A 15,364-nucleotide genomic window follows, 5' to 3' on the forward strand; every position below is an offset into this window, starting at 1 on the left:
AGGTTGGTGCGCTGGGCGATGGTCTGGATCAGCTCGACGATCTGGCCGACCTCCTGCGCGCTGGCGGCGAGCGCGCCGATGGTGGTGTCGGCCTTGCGCGCCGAGACGCTGGCCTCGCGCGCAAGCTCGGCCGAGGAGGCCGCCTGACGGCTGATCTCGCCGATCGACATCGCGAATTCGTCGCTCGCGGCGGCGGCAGCGGCAGCGCCGAGATTGGCTTCCTGCATCGCGCTCGCGGCCTCGCCGGTGCGGCTGCTGGCATCCTCGGCGGTGTTCGCCATCAGCGCCGCGGTCGATTGCAGCTGGCTGGAGGCGGCGACCACCCCGGTGACGACCTCGCCGACGGTGCGTTCGAACTGGTCGGCGATCCCGGCGATCATGCGCTCGCGTTCGCGCCGCGCTTCCTCGGCGACGACCTGCTGGCGGGCGTGTTCGTCGAGCTCGGCCTTGGCCCGCGTCTCGCGTTCGCGGCTGAGCTTTTCGAGCCTGAGGCCTGCGCGGTGGAAGATCTCGGTGGCGCGCGCCATCTCGCCGATTTCGTCGCCGCGGTCCTTGCCGCTGATCGCGACATCGCGCGTCCCGGCGGCGATCGCGGTCATCTGCCGGGCCATCGCCTTGAGCGTGGCCCCGACAGTGCGGTTGAAATAGCGCTGCGCGAACACGGTGACGAGCGTCAGGATCGTGGCGAGGCCGATCCACATCACCATCAGGCGCGAAATCAGCGCCGCGCCGTCATCGGCCATCGCGGCCGCTTCCTTCCCGAGCGCCCCGGTCAGGCCCTCGGCGGCTTCGAGCACCGCGCTGCTGGTAGCGGTGATCTCGGCGGCCTGGCGCTGGCGCATGGCATTGTCGGCGGCGCCGGGGGCATAGGCGGTGACCTGGCGATCGAGATCCTCGATCCCGGCGCGGATAAGCGCGAGCCGATCCTGTTCGACCATGCCCGCATCGCGCCCGCGTTCGGCGAGCGCGGCGGCGCTCGCGGCGGCGCGGTCGAGCGCCTCGCGGGCGGTGCGGGCGCGGCCGGTGTCGCCGTCGGCGACCAGCAGTTCGGCGTGGCGCTGGCCCTCGCTCAGCTGCACCAGCAGGCGTTCGGCCTTGAGCGCGGCATCGTGGGTGTTGCGAATATGTTCGGCGCGCTGGCCGAGCTCGATATAGCCCGCCACCACGAACAGCCCCGCCAGCAGCGCGAAGGCGAGGTTCACGGTGAAGAACAGCGTGATCTTGCCGCCGATCGAAAGCTGCGCGAACCAGCGCTGCCAGTCGCCGAACCGGGAGCCGGGCGCCGCGCTCGCCGCAGGCTGCTGCCCGGCGGTTTCGGCGTCGAGGTTTAGGGCGATGTCCTGAAGCGCGCTCATGCGGCCATTCCGTCCTTGGTGTGGGCGTTCTGTTCGGCGATCAGCCGGTCGATCTCGGCCGCGGGCACGGCGCGGTGATAGAGCCAGCCCTGGATCTGGTCGGCCCCGGCAAGGCGCACCAGTTCGGCCTGTTCCTCGGTCTCGACCCCCTCGGCCGTGACCCCCATGTCGAGGGCGCGGGCGAGCGCGATCGAGGACAGCATCATCGCCCGGCTGCCGTCATCGACCCCGGCGAGTTCGACGAGGCTGCGGTCGAGCTTCAGCTTCTCGAAGCGGAAGCGCCGCAGGAAGCCGATCGAGGCATAGCCGGTGCCGAAGTCGTCGAGCACGATGCGCACGCCGAAGCTGCGGATCACGTCGAGGGTGCGTTCGGCGACCACCGGGTCGAGCACGAGGCAGGTCTCGGTCACTTCAAGCTCGAGCCGGTGCGGCGGGAAGCCGGTTTCCTCCAGCACCTCGCCCAGCTTGATCGGGAATTCGGCGTTGCGCAGCTGCGCGGCGGAGATGTTGACCGACAGGGTGATGTCGCCCCAGCGGTTCGCATCGCACACCGCCTGACGCAGCACCCACACGCCCAGCGGATTGATGAGCCCCGAATCCTGGGCCACGGGAATGAAGATGTTGGGGGTCAGCGGATCGCGCTCCGGGCCGCGGTTCCAGCGCAGCAGCGCCTCGACCGCGACGATGCGCTTGTCATTGGCATCGACCAGCGGCTGGTAGGCGAGGCTGAATTCGCCCGCGGCGATCCCGGTGCGGATCTCGTCCTCGATCTCGCGCACGCGCTCGCGGCGGCGGTCGAAGCTCTCGTTGAACCAGGTGCAGCGCATCTTGCCGCCGCGCTTGGACATGTCCATCGCGACGTCCGCGCGGCGCAGCATTTCCGAGGAGGGGATGCGCAGGTCCGCGGTCGAGCGGGCAAGGCCGATGCTCGCGCCGACCGCGATGTGGCGCCCGCCCAGGGTCAGCGGGGTGCCGAGCTTCTCGAGCAGCGCGCGGCACATTCCCTCGAGGATCGTGCCCGCGACCTTGCCCGACATCACCGCCGCGAATTCGTCGCCGCCGAGGCGGTAGCAGGTCACTTCCTTGCCGCACGTCTCGCGCAGCACCTTCCCGCACAGTTCGATCAGCTGGTCGCCGACCGCGTGGCCATAGTGGTCGTTGACCTGCTTGAAGCTGTCGAGATCGATCATCGCCAGCGCCACCTCGTCATCGCCCTGCGACAGGAATCTGACGTCCTCGTGCAGCGCATGGCGGTTGGGCATGCCGGTCAGCGAATCGACATGGGCGCGCTGTTCGAGCCCGCGAATCGTCGCGATCCCGCTGCGTCCGAGGAAGAACAGCGTGGCGGCATAGATGAGGATCGCGGTGATCAGCATCGGCGAGTGCGAGATCACGGTCCAGCGCCCGCTCAGACCGATGGCAAAGCCGAGGCTCCCCGTCAGGGCGCTCGCCACCCCGATCGGGATGAGCACCAGCCCGACCGGGGAGAGGTGCAGGGGTTTCTTGGCCGTGAACAAGAACAGAGCTTCCCGATAGGCGCGCTTGGCTTCGCGCTGTTGCGCCTTCGTCCTAAACAGAAGCGGCTAAGGAAGGGTAAAGCGATGGCACCGCGGCGCGGCGAAATCGCGCCGGGTTCAGGCGATCTTGCGGATCGCGGCAGCGGCGGGGTTCGCGGCGGGCTCGAAGAAGCTCGCGCGGCGCTGGGCCGGCACGAAACGATCGGTGTTGCCGACCACGGTCTCGCCCGCGCCGAGCATCAGGAAGCCATCGGGCATGACCGCGCGCGCGAGGCGCTCGAAGGCGGCTTGGCGCACCTGGCGGTCGAAATAGAGCAGCACGTTGCGGCACAGCACAAGATCGAAAGGCTGGCGTGCCGGGTGCGGCGCGCTGAGCAGGTTGCCCTGCACGAAGCGCACCATGCCCCGCACCTCGCCGCGCACCTGCCAGCCGCGCGGGGTCTCGTCGAAGTGGCGCAGCATCTGGGTGACGCCGAGGCCGCGCTGCACCTCGAACTGGCTGTAGATGCCGCTGCGTGCCGCGTGGATCGCGCGGTGCGAGACATCGGTGCCGATGATGTCGATCGTCCAGCCGTGCCAGCGCTCGGCCTGTTCGGCGAACAGCATCGCGAGCGAATAGACCTCCTGGCCGGTCGAGCAGCCCGCCGACCAGATCGACAGCCGCCGCGTGTCGCGCCGCCGCTGGGCGAGCTCGGGCAGGATCTCGCCGGGCAGCTGGTCGAAGGTCGGCTTGTCGCGGAAGAAATAGGTCTCGTTGTTGAGCAGCGCCTCGACCACCTCCTGCGCGAGGTCGGTGCCCTCGGGCCCGCCCGGGGGCGCGGCGAGCAGGCACACCAGCTGATCGACATTGGAGATGCCGTGCTGGCGGAAGATCCCCGCGAGCGCCGAATTGACGCGCCAGCGGCGGCTTTCGGTCAGGTGCTGACCGGTGCGCGCTTCGAGCAGATCGGCGATGATCTGGTGGGAGGCTTCGCTCGCTTCCATCGACCGGGCGACTATTTCAGCGCTGCGGCGGGAAGGGCGGCGGCGGCCCGTGCGGGCGGGGTCGCGCCGACCTGTGCCATCACCGCATCGCCGATCCGTTCGGGCGCGGCGACGAGGCTCGCGAGCCCGGCGCGCGAGACGGCGCCGGGCATGCCCCACACCGCGCTGGTATCGGCGTCCTGCGCATAGATCGTGCCCCCCGCATCGACGAGGGCAGCCGCGCCGAGCACCCCGTCGCGGCCCATGCCCGACAGGATCACGCCGAGCGCACGGCCCTCGCAGGCCTCGGCCAGGCTCGCCAGCATCGGATCGACCGAGGGGATGCAGCCGCTCGGCTGGGGTTCGGTGCTGATCCGGGTCATCAGCCCGCCCGAACCCTTGCGGCGGATCACGACATGGCCGTGGCCGGGCGCGATCACGATCCGGCCCGGGGTGAGCATCAGACCCTCGGCGGCAATGTCGGCGGGACGCCCGCAGGCGGCCTCGATCTGGCGCGCGAACACCGGCATGAAGCTGGCGGGAAGGTGCTGGGTGATGACCAGCGGCAGATCGAAATCGGGCGCGAGACGCCGCAGCATCAGGCCCAGGGCATGGATGCCGCCGGTCGAGGCGCCGATCGCGACCACCTCGGGGCGGCGGATGCGGCGGACGGGGGCGGGGCGCACGAAGGAGGGCGTCGTCCCGGCGGCACCGGGCGCGGGCGGCGCCTCGGGATCGGCGAGCGCGGTGCCGGCGCGCGATCCGAGCGCGCGGATCTTGCCGAGCAGTGCAGCGCGGTAATCCTCGGTGAACCCGCCCGGACGCGGCTTCTGCAGCGTGTCGGCGGCGCCCATCTGGAGCGCCGAGAGCGTGTGTTCGGCCCCGTCGACCGTCAGCGAGGAGACCACCAGCACCTGCGGGCGGCCGGGGGTGGCAAGGATCGCGGGCAGCGCGCCGAGCCCGCCGATGCCAGGCATCTCGAGATCGAGCAGCACCACATCGGCAGGGGCCTCGGCGAGCTGGGCGATCGCGCGCTCCGCGCTCGATGCGGTGCCCGCGATCGCCAGTGCGGGGTCGCTTTCGACCATGCGCTTGAAGATCGTGCGCACCGTCAGCGAATCGTCTACGATCATCACCCGGATCGCGCCCGGATCGGCTCCGGAATCGGCCCCGGGCTCGGCAGGTCGATCGGCAGCGGGATTGCCGCCGGGGGCGGAGCCTGCGGCGGCGCGACCCGCGCGCCCGGCGTCAGGCTCGCGCGGCGGCAGGGATGCGGTGCGGTTCACGCAAACCCGACAAGCTGCAACTTGATCTGCAGCGTCTCGTGGTCGAAGGGCTTCATCACATATTCGTCCGCCCCGGCCTGGATCGCCTGGCGGATGTGCGCGACGTCGTTCTCGGTGGTGCAGAACACCACCTTGGGCTTGTCGCCACCCGGGCGCTGGCGCAGCGCGACGAGGAATTCGATCCCCGTCATCACCGGCATGTTCCAGTCAAGCAGCACCACATCGGGCATGGCCGCATCGCAGGCGTCCAATGCCATCTTGCCGTTCTCGGCCTCCTCCACGGCGAATCCGAGCGTCTCGAGAATATGTCTCGAAACCTTGCGGATGACGCGGGAATCATCGACGATGAGACAAGTTTTCATGGGCGTTCCTGCGAATGATGCCGCGAAACTAAGGCCAATTTGGTAAGGATTGGATTAAGCTGCCGCCTCGATTTCGGCGCGATGCGCCTCGGGCCCGGCGAGCAGGGCCGGAAGATCGATCAGCAGCGCGGGGCCGGCCATGGTCTCGATCATCCCGCTTGCGACCCGCGACCATTCCGCGCCGAAGCCGCCGGGCACCTGCCCGGCCTCGCCCGCGGCGGTGGTGATGTCTTCGATCCCGTCGACCAGCAGCGCGTAGGAATGGCCGCCCTCGGTGACCACGGCAGCGCGGTGGTCGGTGGGCCAGTCGCCCGCCGCGGCGCCCGCAAATCCCAGCGCGCGGCGGCAGTCGATCACGGTCAGTGCCTGGCTGCGCAGCGCGGTGATGCCGGCGATCCAGGCCGGCGCGCGCGGGATCGGGGTGATCGCCCCGGTCTCGATCACCGAGCGCACGTCGAGCGCCGAGAGGGCGCAGCGGCGGCCGGCGATCTGGAGGATGACGAGCAGCTTTTCGGTCATGCGGCCTCTCCTGCGGGCGCGGCGGCGGCGACCTCGGCTGCCGCGGCGGCGAGCGCGGCGAGCAGGCCCTCGCGGTCGTAGCGGTAGATGGTGTGCGAACCCGCGGGCGCCTCGGGCTGGTCGCGCAGGCGGATGACGCGCGCAGGCAGCGCGCGGCCGAGCGTCTCGGCGACCTCGTAGACGTCCTCGAACAGGATCCCGATCGCCGCCTCCCCGGCCTCGGCGGGATCGACGATGTCGTAGCCTGCGGCGGTGACCAGCGGAGCAAGGATCGCGCGCGCCCATTCGCCGTCGGGCAGCGTGCAGCGCGGGCGCGCGGCGGTCTGCGGCGCCTCGCCGTGGCGGGCGAACAGGGCGTGCGCATCGATCAGGGTGGCAGGCGCGCCGCCGATCAGGGTGATCGCCTCGGCCAGCGGATCTTCGGGGACGGGGGTGAGGGCGTCGGTGAGTTCGACCGCATCCTCGACCTCGCGCACCGCATAGAGCAGCTCGCACGCGCCGTCCGACAGGCGCAGCAGGCGCACGCGGGCCTGCGTGAGCGGGGCCTCGGGCAGGCCGATGAGCGGCAGGATCAGTCCGTCGATCACCACCCGCGGGCGCGCGGCGGAGCGGTCGATCGCGGTCACCGGGGCGGTCTCGATGCGCTGCACCAGCTCGAGCCGCACCGCCGAGCGGCGTCCGGCGAAGTCGGTGAACAGCATTGCGCGGGTCGCTTGCGCGGCGGCGCGGCCCACCTCCTCGGCGAGCGGGCCGAGCACGCGGGTGCGGGCATCGGAGACCAGCGCGTGCTGGGCGGCGATGTTGGCGACGTCGAGCAGCAGCACCGGGGTGCCGTCATCGAGCAGGGTCGAGCCGGCATAGAGCCCCGACTTCATCACCGCGGGCGCGAGCGGCTTGACCACGAGGTCGCCGTTGTTGTGGATGCCCTCGACCGCGAGCGCGAAGAGATCGCCGCTGGCCAGGCGCAGCATGACGAGGGTGGGCTCCTTCGCCGCCTCGCCATCGGTCAGGCCGAGCACCGCGCCGAGCATCAGGCAGGGCACGCGCGCGCCGCGGAAGGTGACCAGCGCGGTCTCGCCCAAGCGGGTGAGATCGAGCGCGCGGGCCGAGCTCTGGACGATTTCCTCCACGTAGCTTTGCGGGATCGCGAAGCGGTGCCCGGCGACCTCGACCGTCACACCGGCGATGATGCTGAGGGTGAGGGGTATCTGGAGCGTGAAGGTGGTGCCCTCGCCGGGTACGCTGGCGACCTTGATCGAGCCGCCGACCTTTTCGAGGTTCTGGCGCACCACGTCCAGCCCGACGCCGCGCCCGGAGACGTTGCTGACGGTCTCGGCGGTGGAGAAGCCGGGCTCGAAGATGAGGTTCAGCACGCGGTCGCGGCTCAGCCCCGCGCGGTCCTGCGGCGCGACCAGACCCATCGCGACCGCCTTGGCCGCGATCCGCTCCTCGTCCAGTCCGCGCCCGTCGTCGGCGAGCACGATCGAGATGGTGTTGCCCGATTGCCGCGCGGCGATGGCGAGGAGGCCGATCTCGCGCTTGCCCTGCGCGAGCCGCGCGGACGGGCTCTCGATCCCGTGGTCGATGGCGTTCCTGATGATGTGGGTGAGCGGATCGCGGATGGTCTCGATCATCTCGCGGTCGAGTTCGACGTCGCCCCCGTCGAGGTCGACCATCACCTGCTTGCCGAGTTCGGCGGAGAGGTCGCGCACCAGGCGGGGCAGGGCGCCGAACAGCGTCTCGATGCGCTGCATCCGCATCCGCGTGATCGCGTCGCGCACGTCGGAGAGGATGGTGGTGAGGCGCTCGAAGGGGCCGTCGATGGTCGGCTGGTTGCCCGCCTGCCTGAGGCGGTGGGCAAGATCGTTGCGCGCGAGCACCATGTCGGAAACGCCGCTCATCACCCGGTCGAGCAGTTCCACGGGAAGGCGGATGGTGCGCTGCGCATCGGCGCGGCGTGCGAAGGTAATGGCCTCTTCATTGGCGGGTAGTTGCACGTTTTGGGGGGCTACTTCCTGACCGGGCCTCGACTTGTCGTCCGCGAGCGCCGCTTCGGCGTATGTTTCACGTGAAACATCGAGCTCGGCGATCAGCGCCTCGTCGCCGCCCTCGGGAAACACCTCGCCCGCCTCGATCGCGTCGATCATCGCCGCGATCCGGTCGATGATCGCGAGCACCGCGGTCACCAGCGGCCCGTCGGCCTCGCGCCGCCCGGCGCGGCAATCGGCGAGCGCGTCCTCGGCGGCGTGGCTGAGGCTGGCGAGGCGGGGGAAATCGAAGAAGCCGCAATTGCCCTTGACCGTATGGACGAAGCGGAAGATCGCATCGAGCCGCGCGCGATCGGCCGGGTCGGCTTCCCAGGCGACGAGTTCGCCGCCGGTGGCCTCCAGCATCTCGCGGGTCTCGGCGATGAATTCCGCCAGCAGGTCGTCCATCGGTAAGCGCGCCCTTATTGCCCTTTCGCGGCCACGCTATGCGGCAGGGTTGGTTAACAAGCGCCTAGCGCCCCGCCTCCCTTGCTGCCACGAGGCGGGCGTGGCGCACGAAGACATAGCGCACCAGCACCAGCGCCGAGACCGCGCCGAACAGGTTGGCGGCCAGTTCCGCGGTGTAGATCGCCGCCGATCCCATCCCCGGCTGCAGCACCAGCGCCACCGGCAGCATCACCAGGAACACCCGCGTCACCGATTGCGCGAGGGCAAAGCTCGCCCGGTCGACCGCGTTCATGATCCCGTTGCCGACGATCAAGAGGCCGAAGCCCGCATAGCCCCAGGCGGCGATCTTGAGGTAGAGGTCGAACTCGCGCACCACCGCGGGCTCCTCGGTGAACACCCGCCCCAGGCTCGCGCCCGCCGCCATCATCGTGCCGGCGACGAGCAGCCCCCACACGATGCAGAAGCCGAAGGCGTATGCCACCGCCTCGGCGGCGCGGCTCTGGCGGCCCGCGCCCCAGTTCTGCCCGACGATCGCCCCGATCGCCCCCGACAGGCCGAGCAGCGGCACCAGCACGAGGCTCTGAAGTCGCCCCGCCGCGCCGAAGCCCGCCACCGCCGCCTCGCCCTCGAGCGCGACGAGGCCGGTCAGCACGGCAAGGCCGAGCGGGTTGATCGCGTTGGAGAAGGCCGCCGGAAGCCCGACGCGGATGATCGCCCGTGCCGGATCGATCAGGTCGCAGTTCCTGAGCAGGCCGAGGTCGAGCGGCAGCGGGGTGCCGCGCAGCAGCCACACGGCGCATGCCACCCCCATTGCCCAGCCGATCCCGGTCGCATAGGCCGAGCCGGCGATGCCGTATCCCTCGAACCCGAAGGCCCCGGTGATCAGGATCGGGTTGAGCACCCAGTTGGCCGCGGCATAGACGATCGAGACCGTGCTGGTGCGCTTGGCCTCGCCCTGTCCGCGCAGCACGCCGTTGAAGCCCATGATCGCAAGGCTCAGCGGGAAGCTCGCCGCGTAGGGTGTCATGTAGGCGTGGATGAGCGGCATGAGGTGCGCGGGTGCGTTCATCAGCGCGAAGATCGCGTCGCTCGCCAGCCACAGCGCAGCGCCCATCACCAGCCCGCAGGCGCAGGCAAACACGATCCCGAAATTGGCGCGGCGCGCGGCCTTCGCCAGGTCGCCTTCGCCGAGCGCGCGGGCGACCACCGAATTGATCCCGACCATCACGCCGACGCCCAGCGAGGTGGCGGCGACCGAGACCGGGAAGATGAAGCTGATCGCCGCCAGCGGCGCAGGCCCGAGCTGGCCGACGAAATAGGCGTCGATGATCCCCACCGACATGATCGCCGCCACGCCGATCACCGCGGGCAGGGTCTGGCTGACCAGATGGCCGGGGATGCTGCCGGTCACGAGGCGCGCAGGGATCGAAGGGGCGGCGGAAGACATGCTCGCCCATGGGCCTAGCCGGGCGGGGCGAGCCTTGCAAAGCATTCCCACGGCGTGCGATAGCATGCGCGAGAACAGGAAAGAGGATCGGCCCATGGCAACCCAGCTCAAACCCGGCATCGAATGCAGCAAGGAAGAATGGCAGGCGCGGCTCGACCTTGCCGCCTGCTACCGCATCTTCGACCACCTCGGCTGGTCGGAATCGATCTACAACCACATCTCGCTGAAGGTGCCGGGGGAAACCGACACCTTCCTGATCAACCCCTTCGGGCTGCTCTACAGCGAAGTCACCGCGAGCAACCTCGTGAAGATCGACGTCGAAGGCAACAATGTCGGCGGCTCGCCCTACATGGTGAACAAGGCGGGCTTCACCCAGCACGCCTATTTCCACAAGCACCTCGGCGGCCGGGCGGATGCGATCTGCCACGTCCACACCACGGCGACCATGGCCGTGGCGAGCCACAAGGACGGGCTGCTGCCGACCAATTTCTACGCCTGCAACTTCCAGGGCCAGATCGGCTATCACGATTTCGAGGGCGTCACCGTGCGCCCCGAGGAGGGCGAGCGGCTGGTGCAGAATCTCGGCAACCACACCATCCTGATGCTGCGCAATCACGGCCCGGTGGTGATGGACCGCACGATCCAGGGGATGTTCGTCAAGATGTGGGCCTTGCAGCGCGCTTGCGAGATCCAGGTGGCGACGCTTTCGATGGGCGATCCGGTGCTGGTGCCGCAATCGGTGGTCGACGTGCACCAGCGCGACCTCTCGGTGATGCAGGGTCAGGGCGGCGCGGGGCTGTTCGATTTCGAGGCGTGGAAGCGCCGGATCGACAAGATCGACGACAGCTGGCGCCAGTAACTTCCTGTAAGGCATCCCCATGTCGCGCATGACCGTCAATGATCGGCCGGTCGAGTTCGACCTCGATCCGCGCATGCCGCTGCTCTACGCGCTGAGGGAGGCAATGAACCTCACCGGCACCAAGGCCTGCGGGGGCGGGAGCGACTGCTCGGGCGCGTGCATGGTGCTGGTCGACGGGGTGGCGCTGCGCTCCTGCGCGATCACGCTGGCGGAGGCCGAGGGACGGCTGATCACCACGATCGAGGGGCTGAGTCGCGACCGCTCGCACCCTGTGCAGCAAGCGATGGTGGCGCAGCAGGCGGTGCAATGCGGCTATTGCACGCCGGGGATGGTGATCGCGCTCGCCGCGCTGCTCCAGCGCAACGCGGCGCCGACGCAGGCCGACATCGAGGCGGCGGTGCCCAACCTGTGCCGCTGCGGGGTCTATCCGCGGCTCGTCAAGGTGATCGAGCAGGCGGGCCGCGTGGCGGCGCGGCAGGAGCGGGTGAGCGCCGCCCCCGCGCCGGGGATCAGCCCCGAGGACGCGGCCAAGGCCGTGCCCGCCTTGCGGGTGCCGGGCGAAGGGGAGTGAGATGGCGAAGACGAAGGCGACGATCTGGCACAACCCGGCCTGCGGCACCTCGAGGAAGACGCTGGCGATCCTCGAGGCGCTCTCGGGTGTGGAACTGACGGTGGTCGAGTACCTGAAGACGCCGCCCTCGGCCGAAAAGCTGGCGCAGCTCTACCACGATGGCGGGATCACGCCGCAGCAGGGGTTGCGGCTGCGCGGCACGGACGCGGTCGAGCGGGGTTTGCCTGAGGCTGACGATGCGACGGTGCTCGCGGCTATGGTCGCGGACCCTATCCTGATCGAGCGGCCGCTGGTCGAGACGGACAAGGGGGTGCGGCTGTGTCGCCCTCAGGACAAGGTGCTGGAGATCCTCTAGCTCCGGTCGGTGGTGAGGGTTCGGTCTGACTGCAACCGCAGCCACCCATGCACCAGCACCACGGCGCACAGGGCGACGATCAGCCCGAAGCCGAGCCAGTCAGAGGTGCCGTAGAGCCAGACGCCGAGCGCCGGGGCGTAGATGTAGGAAGCGCCTGTGAGGCTGGCGACGATGCCCGAGGCCTGCCCCTGCTCGGCGCGGGTGACGGCGAGCGAGGTGCCGGCGGTGGTGCCCGGGCGGAACAGGCCGAAGCCCAGCGAAGCGATGGCGTATCCGAGCGCGATCAGGTGGAGGTCGCCCGCAACGCCGAGGATGGCGGTGCCGATGGCGGCAGCGGTGATGCCCCACAGCGTCGCCGCGCGCGGACCGAGGTCGAAGCGCGGGATCAGGCCCCACTGCGCGAGCAGGGTCGCGATCGCGCCGCTCATGAGGACGAGGCCGATGGGCCCCGCGCCCGCGTCAGGCGTGTCGCGCAGGCCCAGCCGGTCGAGCACGAGGAAGCCCGCGATGCCCTGCACCATCGCCTGCGCGTGGCCGCCGACGAGACCGGCGAAGACCCAGGGGCGCAGCCGCGGGTCGCGCCAGGTGAGGCGGGGCGGGTCGGTGTCGGCGGCCGCGGCGGCGTCCTCGGCCTCGCTGGTCTCGCCCGGATCGGCCGGGGCGCCCGAGGCGCTGGCGTAGGGGGCGGGCGTGCCCCGCGCGGCGAAGCGCGGCTCGTCATCGGGCAGGCGCAGGCGCAGCAGGACGAGCGCGACCACGCCGATGGCGGCGAAGGCGAGGAAGGGCCCGGTCAGGCCCAGCCCGAGGAACGGCACCACCATCAGCGGTGCCAGCGCGGGGCCGATCACCGTGCCGAGCCCGAAGCTCGAGGCGATCAGCGAGAGCGCCTGGGTGCGGGTGGCTCTCGGCGTGCGCGAGGCGACATAGGCCTGCACCGCGGGCGGCGCGGCGCTCCCGAAGCCGCCGTAGAGGCTGCGCGCGGCGGCGAACAGGATGAGCGTCCAGAAGGCGGTGATCCATCCCGAGAGCCCCGCCCACAGCGCCGCGCCGCACAGCACGAAGGAGGTGATGAAGCCCGCCAGCCCCAGCGCCATCATCGCCTTGCGCCCGCGCTTGTCCGACCGCCGCGCCCAGAACGGGGCGCACACCACCCACAGCAGCGCCGACCACGAATAGGCGAGGCTGATCCACACGTCCTCGACCTTCAATGCGGTGCCGATCGAGGGCATCACCGATTGCATCGCGGTGTTGCCGGCGGCCGTCACCAGCATCACCATGAACAGCAGCGCCATGCGCGAAGGCGGGATCGCGCTGGTGCTACCGGCGGCAGGCGCGCCGGTTCGGGTCAGGTCGGGATCGGTCTCGGCCATGACGTGCCTGCCTCCCTCTGCCGGGCGGCTACTCGAACAGCTCCGCCTCGCGCTCGGGCGAGGCACCGGCAAGCTGGCGGTAGATCGCCACGGTCACGACGAGGAACACCACGGCGAGCAGCGTATTGACGAGGGCATCGATCACGCTCCCGCCGATCAGCGCGACCGTCTCCCCCATCGCGGACAGCACGAGGCCGAGAATGCCGCCGACCAGCAGCGCGATGATCCCGATGACCACCAGCAGCAGCACGAGGAACAGCACGATGCGCAGCGAGTTGCCCCTGGTCAGCTGCCACGAGCGGGCGAGCGCCGCGAAGGGGTTGAGCCGCCCCTCGATGGCGATCACCGGCCCCGTCAGCGACAGCTTGATCATGACATAGAGGATCGCCGCCAGCGCAACCACCAGCGCCAGCGCGCCGACCGCCATCCCGCCCATCGCCGAGAGCACCCCGGTCGGAAGGCCGATCGCCAGCGATGCACCGATCACGGTGACGATCTGCGCGGCGAGATAGCTCGGCACGCTCCGCACCCCGGTGCGCAGCGCCTCGCCCACGGTCGGGTTGCCGCGATCGGTCAGCAGCGCGAGCAGACTCATCGATCCGATCACCTGCACCACCGTCAGCGCCAGCAGCAGCGGCCAGTTCTCGGCGTAGATGGCGGAGATCTGGTCGACCATCGCCCGCATCGCCACCGCGGGATCGGTCCCGGGCGCGGGCTGGGGCGGATTGGACAGCTCGGGCAGCAGCAGCCCGCTCGCCAGCGCGGGGAGGAAGAGGAACAGCCCCGCAATCGCGCTGATGGTGTCGCGGTTGGCGCCCATCAGGCCGGTCGCCTGTGTCCAGGCCGTCCCCATGTCGAGCTTGCGGTGTTGCATCGCGGATCCCTTCGTGACGCGAGGCACATTTCGCCTCTTGATCTCGCCGCTCAATGCCCCCACCGGTTCGCCATGGCAAGCACTGCTCCCGCCCATGGAACGGCAATCCCGATCGAATGGCGGCGCGAGACCGCGCAGGTGCCCTATGCCGCTGCTCTGGCGGAGATGGAGGCGCGCAACGCCGCCGTCTTCGCCGGCGAGGCGGCCGAGCTCGTCTGGCTGCTCGAGCATCCCCCGGTCTACACCGCCGGCACCAGCGCGGACCCGGCCGAACTGGTCGACCCGCGCTTCGAGGTGGTCGAGGCCGGGCGCGGCGGGCGCTACACCTATCACGGACCGGGCCAGCGGGTCGGCTATCTGGTGCTGAACCTCGCCGAACGCGGCAAGGACGTGCGCTGCTTCGTCCACGCGATCGAGGGCTGGGTGATCGCGACGCTCAAGACCTTCGGCGTCGAGAGCTGGCGCGCCGAGGGCCGCGTCGGCATCTGGACGCGGGACATCGACGGCAGCGAGGCCAAGATCGGCGCGATCGGCGTGCGGGTGCGGCGCTGGGTGACGATGCACGGCTTCTCGGTCAATCTCGACCCCGACCTCAGCCACTTCGGCGGCATCGTGCCCTGCGGCATCGCCGAATATGGCGTGACCAGCCTCGCGCGGCTGGGATTGATGGTGTCGGCCGAGGAGTGGGATCAGGCGCTGATCGCCACCTCGGCGGATTTCCTTGACGCACTCGACGCCGCCGCCAAAAGGGCGTGCCGATGAAACGCGCGCTTATCCTCGTCCTGCCCCTCGCGCTCGCCGCTTGCGAGCAGCAGACCGCCGCCCCTGCCGAACAGGGCGGCGCGGCCTCGGGCGAGGTGCTCCCCGGTTCGATCTCGGACGCGATGATCCCCTTGGAACAGCTCGATTCGCAAGCCCCTCTCGCCCCGCGCCAGGTGCAGGCCCTGGGCGACGATCTCGACGCCGAGCAGCCCGAGGTGACGCCGGTTGAAGGTATCGAGGGCGCGCCTGCCGAGCCGGAAGCAGCGCCCGCTGCTCCGGCTGCCGACGAATAGCCTGCTCCATCGGGCCACCAGCACCACAAAGCGTACTTGAAGATGGCCGCTTTGAGGGTCCGAGCCGAGTCTATCGAATGACGGCAGTTGGGTGGATTGTGTTGAAAAACTCCCCCTTGCAATGGCGCTAAAGTATTGATTCAATGTCTCTGCAAGCAAGTGGAGACGGGCGTATGATGGGCGAACGGACGGTGGCGCAGGAGGCGCTGTTCTACAGCTTCAACCTGGAGCGGCATGTGCCGGCGGATCACCTGCTGCGCTCGATCGACCGGTTCGTTGACCTGTCGGGCATTCGTGAACATCTGCGCCCCTTTTACAGCTCGACCGGTCGGCCCTCGGTCGATCCCGAGCTGATGATCCGGATGCTGATCATCGGCTATTGCATGGGCATCCGGT

General features: G+C 69.9%; 15 protein-coding genes and 1 pseudogene. 6 read left to right on the forward strand and 10 right to left on the reverse strand.

Annotation, left to right across the window (positions count from 1 at the left end):
- The 8 genes and pseudogenes from AX692_RS01010 to AX692_RS01045 form a co-directional block, all read right to left on the reverse strand.
- Window positions 1–1,355, reverse strand: a pseudogene (locus AX692_RS01010) (hypothetical protein); the annotation flags it as partial.
- Window positions 1,352–2,872 (reverse strand): putative bifunctional diguanylate cyclase/phosphodiesterase, encoded by a 1,521-nt coding sequence (locus AX692_RS01015; protein ID WP_230959449.1) that lies wholly within the window; start codon window positions 2,870–2,872, stop codon window positions 1,352–1,354. The pseudogene AX692_RS01010 and the gene AX692_RS01015, both read right to left, overlap by 4 nt.
- A gap of 117 nt (window positions 2,873–2,989) precedes the next feature.
- Window positions 2,990–3,856 carry a CheR family methyltransferase gene (locus tag AX692_RS01020; protein ID WP_073973451.1) on the reverse strand — a complete coding sequence of 289 codons (867 nt, stop codon included), beginning with the start codon at window positions 3,854–3,856 and terminating at the stop codon, window positions 2,990–2,992.
- A gap of 11 nt (window positions 3,857–3,867) precedes the next feature.
- Complete coding sequence (cheB, locus tag AX692_RS01025) at window positions 3,868–5,121, reverse strand: chemotaxis-specific protein-glutamate methyltransferase CheB (protein WP_230959450.1); 1,254 nt, start codon at window positions 5,119–5,121, stop codon at window positions 3,868–3,870.
- The gene (locus tag AX692_RS01030) at window positions 5,118–5,483 is read right to left on the reverse strand and encodes a response regulator (RefSeq protein WP_073973303.1); all 366 of its coding nucleotides are present in this window, start codon (window positions 5,481–5,483) and stop codon (window positions 5,118–5,120) included. Before AX692_RS01030 ends, cheB begins: the two co-directional genes overlap by 4 nt.
- Window positions 5,484–5,537: 54 nt before the next feature.
- On the reverse strand, window positions 5,538–6,002 hold the full coding sequence (locus AX692_RS01035) for a chemotaxis protein CheW (protein ID WP_073973302.1): 465 nt from the start codon (window positions 6,000–6,002) through the stop codon (window positions 5,538–5,540).
- The gene (locus tag AX692_RS01040) at window positions 5,999–8,437 is read right to left on the reverse strand and encodes a chemotaxis protein CheA (protein WP_073973301.1); all 2,439 of its coding nucleotides are present in this window, start codon (window positions 8,435–8,437) and stop codon (window positions 5,999–6,001) included. Before AX692_RS01040 ends, AX692_RS01035 begins: the two co-directional genes overlap by 4 nt.
- A gap of 64 nt (window positions 8,438–8,501) precedes the next feature.
- On the reverse strand, window positions 8,502–9,884 hold the full coding sequence (locus AX692_RS01045; RefSeq protein ID WP_073973300.1) for an MATE family efflux transporter: 1,383 nt from the start codon (window positions 9,882–9,884) through the stop codon (window positions 8,502–8,504).
- Between the two features lie 94 nt (window positions 9,885–9,978).
- Here AX692_RS01045 and AX692_RS01050 point away from each other — a divergent pair, with 94 nt between their 5' ends.
- From AX692_RS01050 to AX692_RS01060, 3 genes are read left to right on the forward strand one after another with little or no spacing between them, the layout of a single operon-like run.
- Window positions 9,979–10,743 (forward strand): class II aldolase/adducin family protein, encoded by a 765-nt coding sequence (locus tag AX692_RS01050; RefSeq protein WP_073973299.1) that lies wholly within the window; start codon window positions 9,979–9,981, stop codon window positions 10,741–10,743.
- Window positions 10,744–10,762: 19 nt separating this feature from the next.
- Complete coding sequence (locus tag AX692_RS01055; protein ID WP_073973298.1) at window positions 10,763–11,314, forward strand: (2Fe-2S)-binding protein; 552 nt, start codon at window positions 10,763–10,765, stop codon at window positions 11,312–11,314.
- A 1-nt stretch (window position 11,315) separates the two neighbouring features.
- Window positions 11,316–11,669: an arsenate reductase family protein gene (locus tag AX692_RS01060; protein ID WP_073973297.1), complete on the forward strand. Its 354-nt coding sequence runs from the start codon at window positions 11,316–11,318 to the stop codon at window positions 11,667–11,669.
- Here the strand turns inward: AX692_RS01060 and AX692_RS01065 are convergent.
- Entirely contained in the window at window positions 11,666–13,039 is a 1,374-nt protein-coding gene (locus AX692_RS01065) for an MFS transporter (protein ID WP_073977534.1), read from the reverse strand. The two genes, AX692_RS01060 and AX692_RS01065, sit on opposite strands and share 4 nt — an antisense overlap.
- Before the next feature lie 28 nt (window positions 13,040–13,067).
- Complete coding sequence (locus AX692_RS01070; protein ID WP_073981388.1) at window positions 13,068–13,913, reverse strand: glycerophosphoryl diester phosphodiesterase membrane domain-containing protein; 846 nt, start codon at window positions 13,911–13,913, stop codon at window positions 13,068–13,070.
- A 72-nt stretch (window positions 13,914–13,985) separates the two neighbouring features.
- Between AX692_RS01070 and lipB the strand changes: the two genes are divergently transcribed.
- The 3 genes from lipB to AX692_RS01085 all read left to right on the forward strand — a co-directional run.
- The gene (gene lipB, locus AX692_RS01075) at window positions 13,986–14,675 is read left to right on the forward strand and encodes a lipoyl(octanoyl) transferase LipB (RefSeq protein WP_196489968.1); all 690 of its coding nucleotides are present in this window, start codon (window positions 13,986–13,988) and stop codon (window positions 14,673–14,675) included.
- The gene (locus AX692_RS01080) at window positions 14,672–14,968 is read left to right on the forward strand and encodes a hypothetical protein (protein ID WP_073977535.1); all 297 of its coding nucleotides are present in this window, start codon (window positions 14,672–14,674) and stop codon (window positions 14,966–14,968) included. Before lipB ends, AX692_RS01080 begins: the two co-directional genes overlap by 4 nt.
- Before the next feature lie 173 nt (window positions 14,969–15,141).
- The coding region (locus AX692_RS01085; protein WP_196491747.1) for a transposase at window positions 15,142–15,364 on the forward strand (223 nt) is incomplete at its 3' end.

It is taken from the genome of Erythrobacter donghaensis (assembly GCF_001557325.1).
Taxonomy (GTDB): domain Bacteria; phylum Pseudomonadota; class Alphaproteobacteria; order Sphingomonadales; family Sphingomonadaceae; genus Erythrobacter; species Erythrobacter donghaensis_B.

Excerpts from the sequence above, each read along its gene's own strand:
- AX692_RS01065 (WP_073977534.1), bottom strand. The coding sequence starts at position 13,039 with ATGGCCGAGACCGATCCCGACCTGACCCGAACCGGCGCGCCTGCCGCC.
- AX692_RS01060 (WP_073973297.1), top strand. The coding sequence starts at position 11,316 with ATGGCGAAGACGAAGGCGACGATCTGGCACAACCCGGCCTGCGGCACC.
- AX692_RS01050 (WP_073973299.1), top strand. The coding sequence starts at position 9,979 with ATGGCAACCCAGCTCAAACCCGGCATCGAATGCAGCAAGGAAGAATGG.
- AX692_RS01080 (WP_073977535.1), top strand. The coding sequence starts at position 14,672 with ATGAAACGCGCGCTTATCCTCGTCCTGCCCCTCGCGCTCGCCGCTTGC.
- AX692_RS01030 (WP_073973303.1), bottom strand. The coding sequence starts at position 5,483 with ATGAAAACTTGTCTCATCGTCGATGATTCCCGCGTCATCCGCAAGGTT.
- AX692_RS01020 (WP_073973451.1), bottom strand. The coding sequence starts at position 3,856 with ATGGAAGCGAGCGAAGCCTCCCACCAGATCATCGCCGATCTGCTCGAA.
- AX692_RS01040 (WP_073973301.1), bottom strand. The coding sequence starts at position 8,437 with ATGGACGACCTGCTGGCGGAATTCATCGCCGAGACCCGCGAGATGCTG.
- lipB (WP_196489968.1), top strand. The coding sequence starts at position 13,986 with ATGGCAAGCACTGCTCCCGCCCATGGAACGGCAATCCCGATCGAATGG.
- AX692_RS01070 (WP_073981388.1), bottom strand. The coding sequence starts at position 13,913 with ATGCAACACCGCAAGCTCGACATGGGGACGGCCTGGACACAGGCGACC.
- AX692_RS01055 (WP_073973298.1), top strand. The coding sequence starts at position 10,763 with ATGTCGCGCATGACCGTCAATGATCGGCCGGTCGAGTTCGACCTCGAT.
- AX692_RS01045 (WP_073973300.1), bottom strand. The coding sequence starts at position 9,884 with ATGTCTTCCGCCGCCCCTTCGATCCCTGCGCGCCTCGTGACCGGCAGC.
- AX692_RS01035 (WP_073973302.1), bottom strand. The coding sequence starts at position 6,002 with ATGACCGAAAAGCTGCTCGTCATCCTCCAGATCGCCGGCCGCCGCTGC.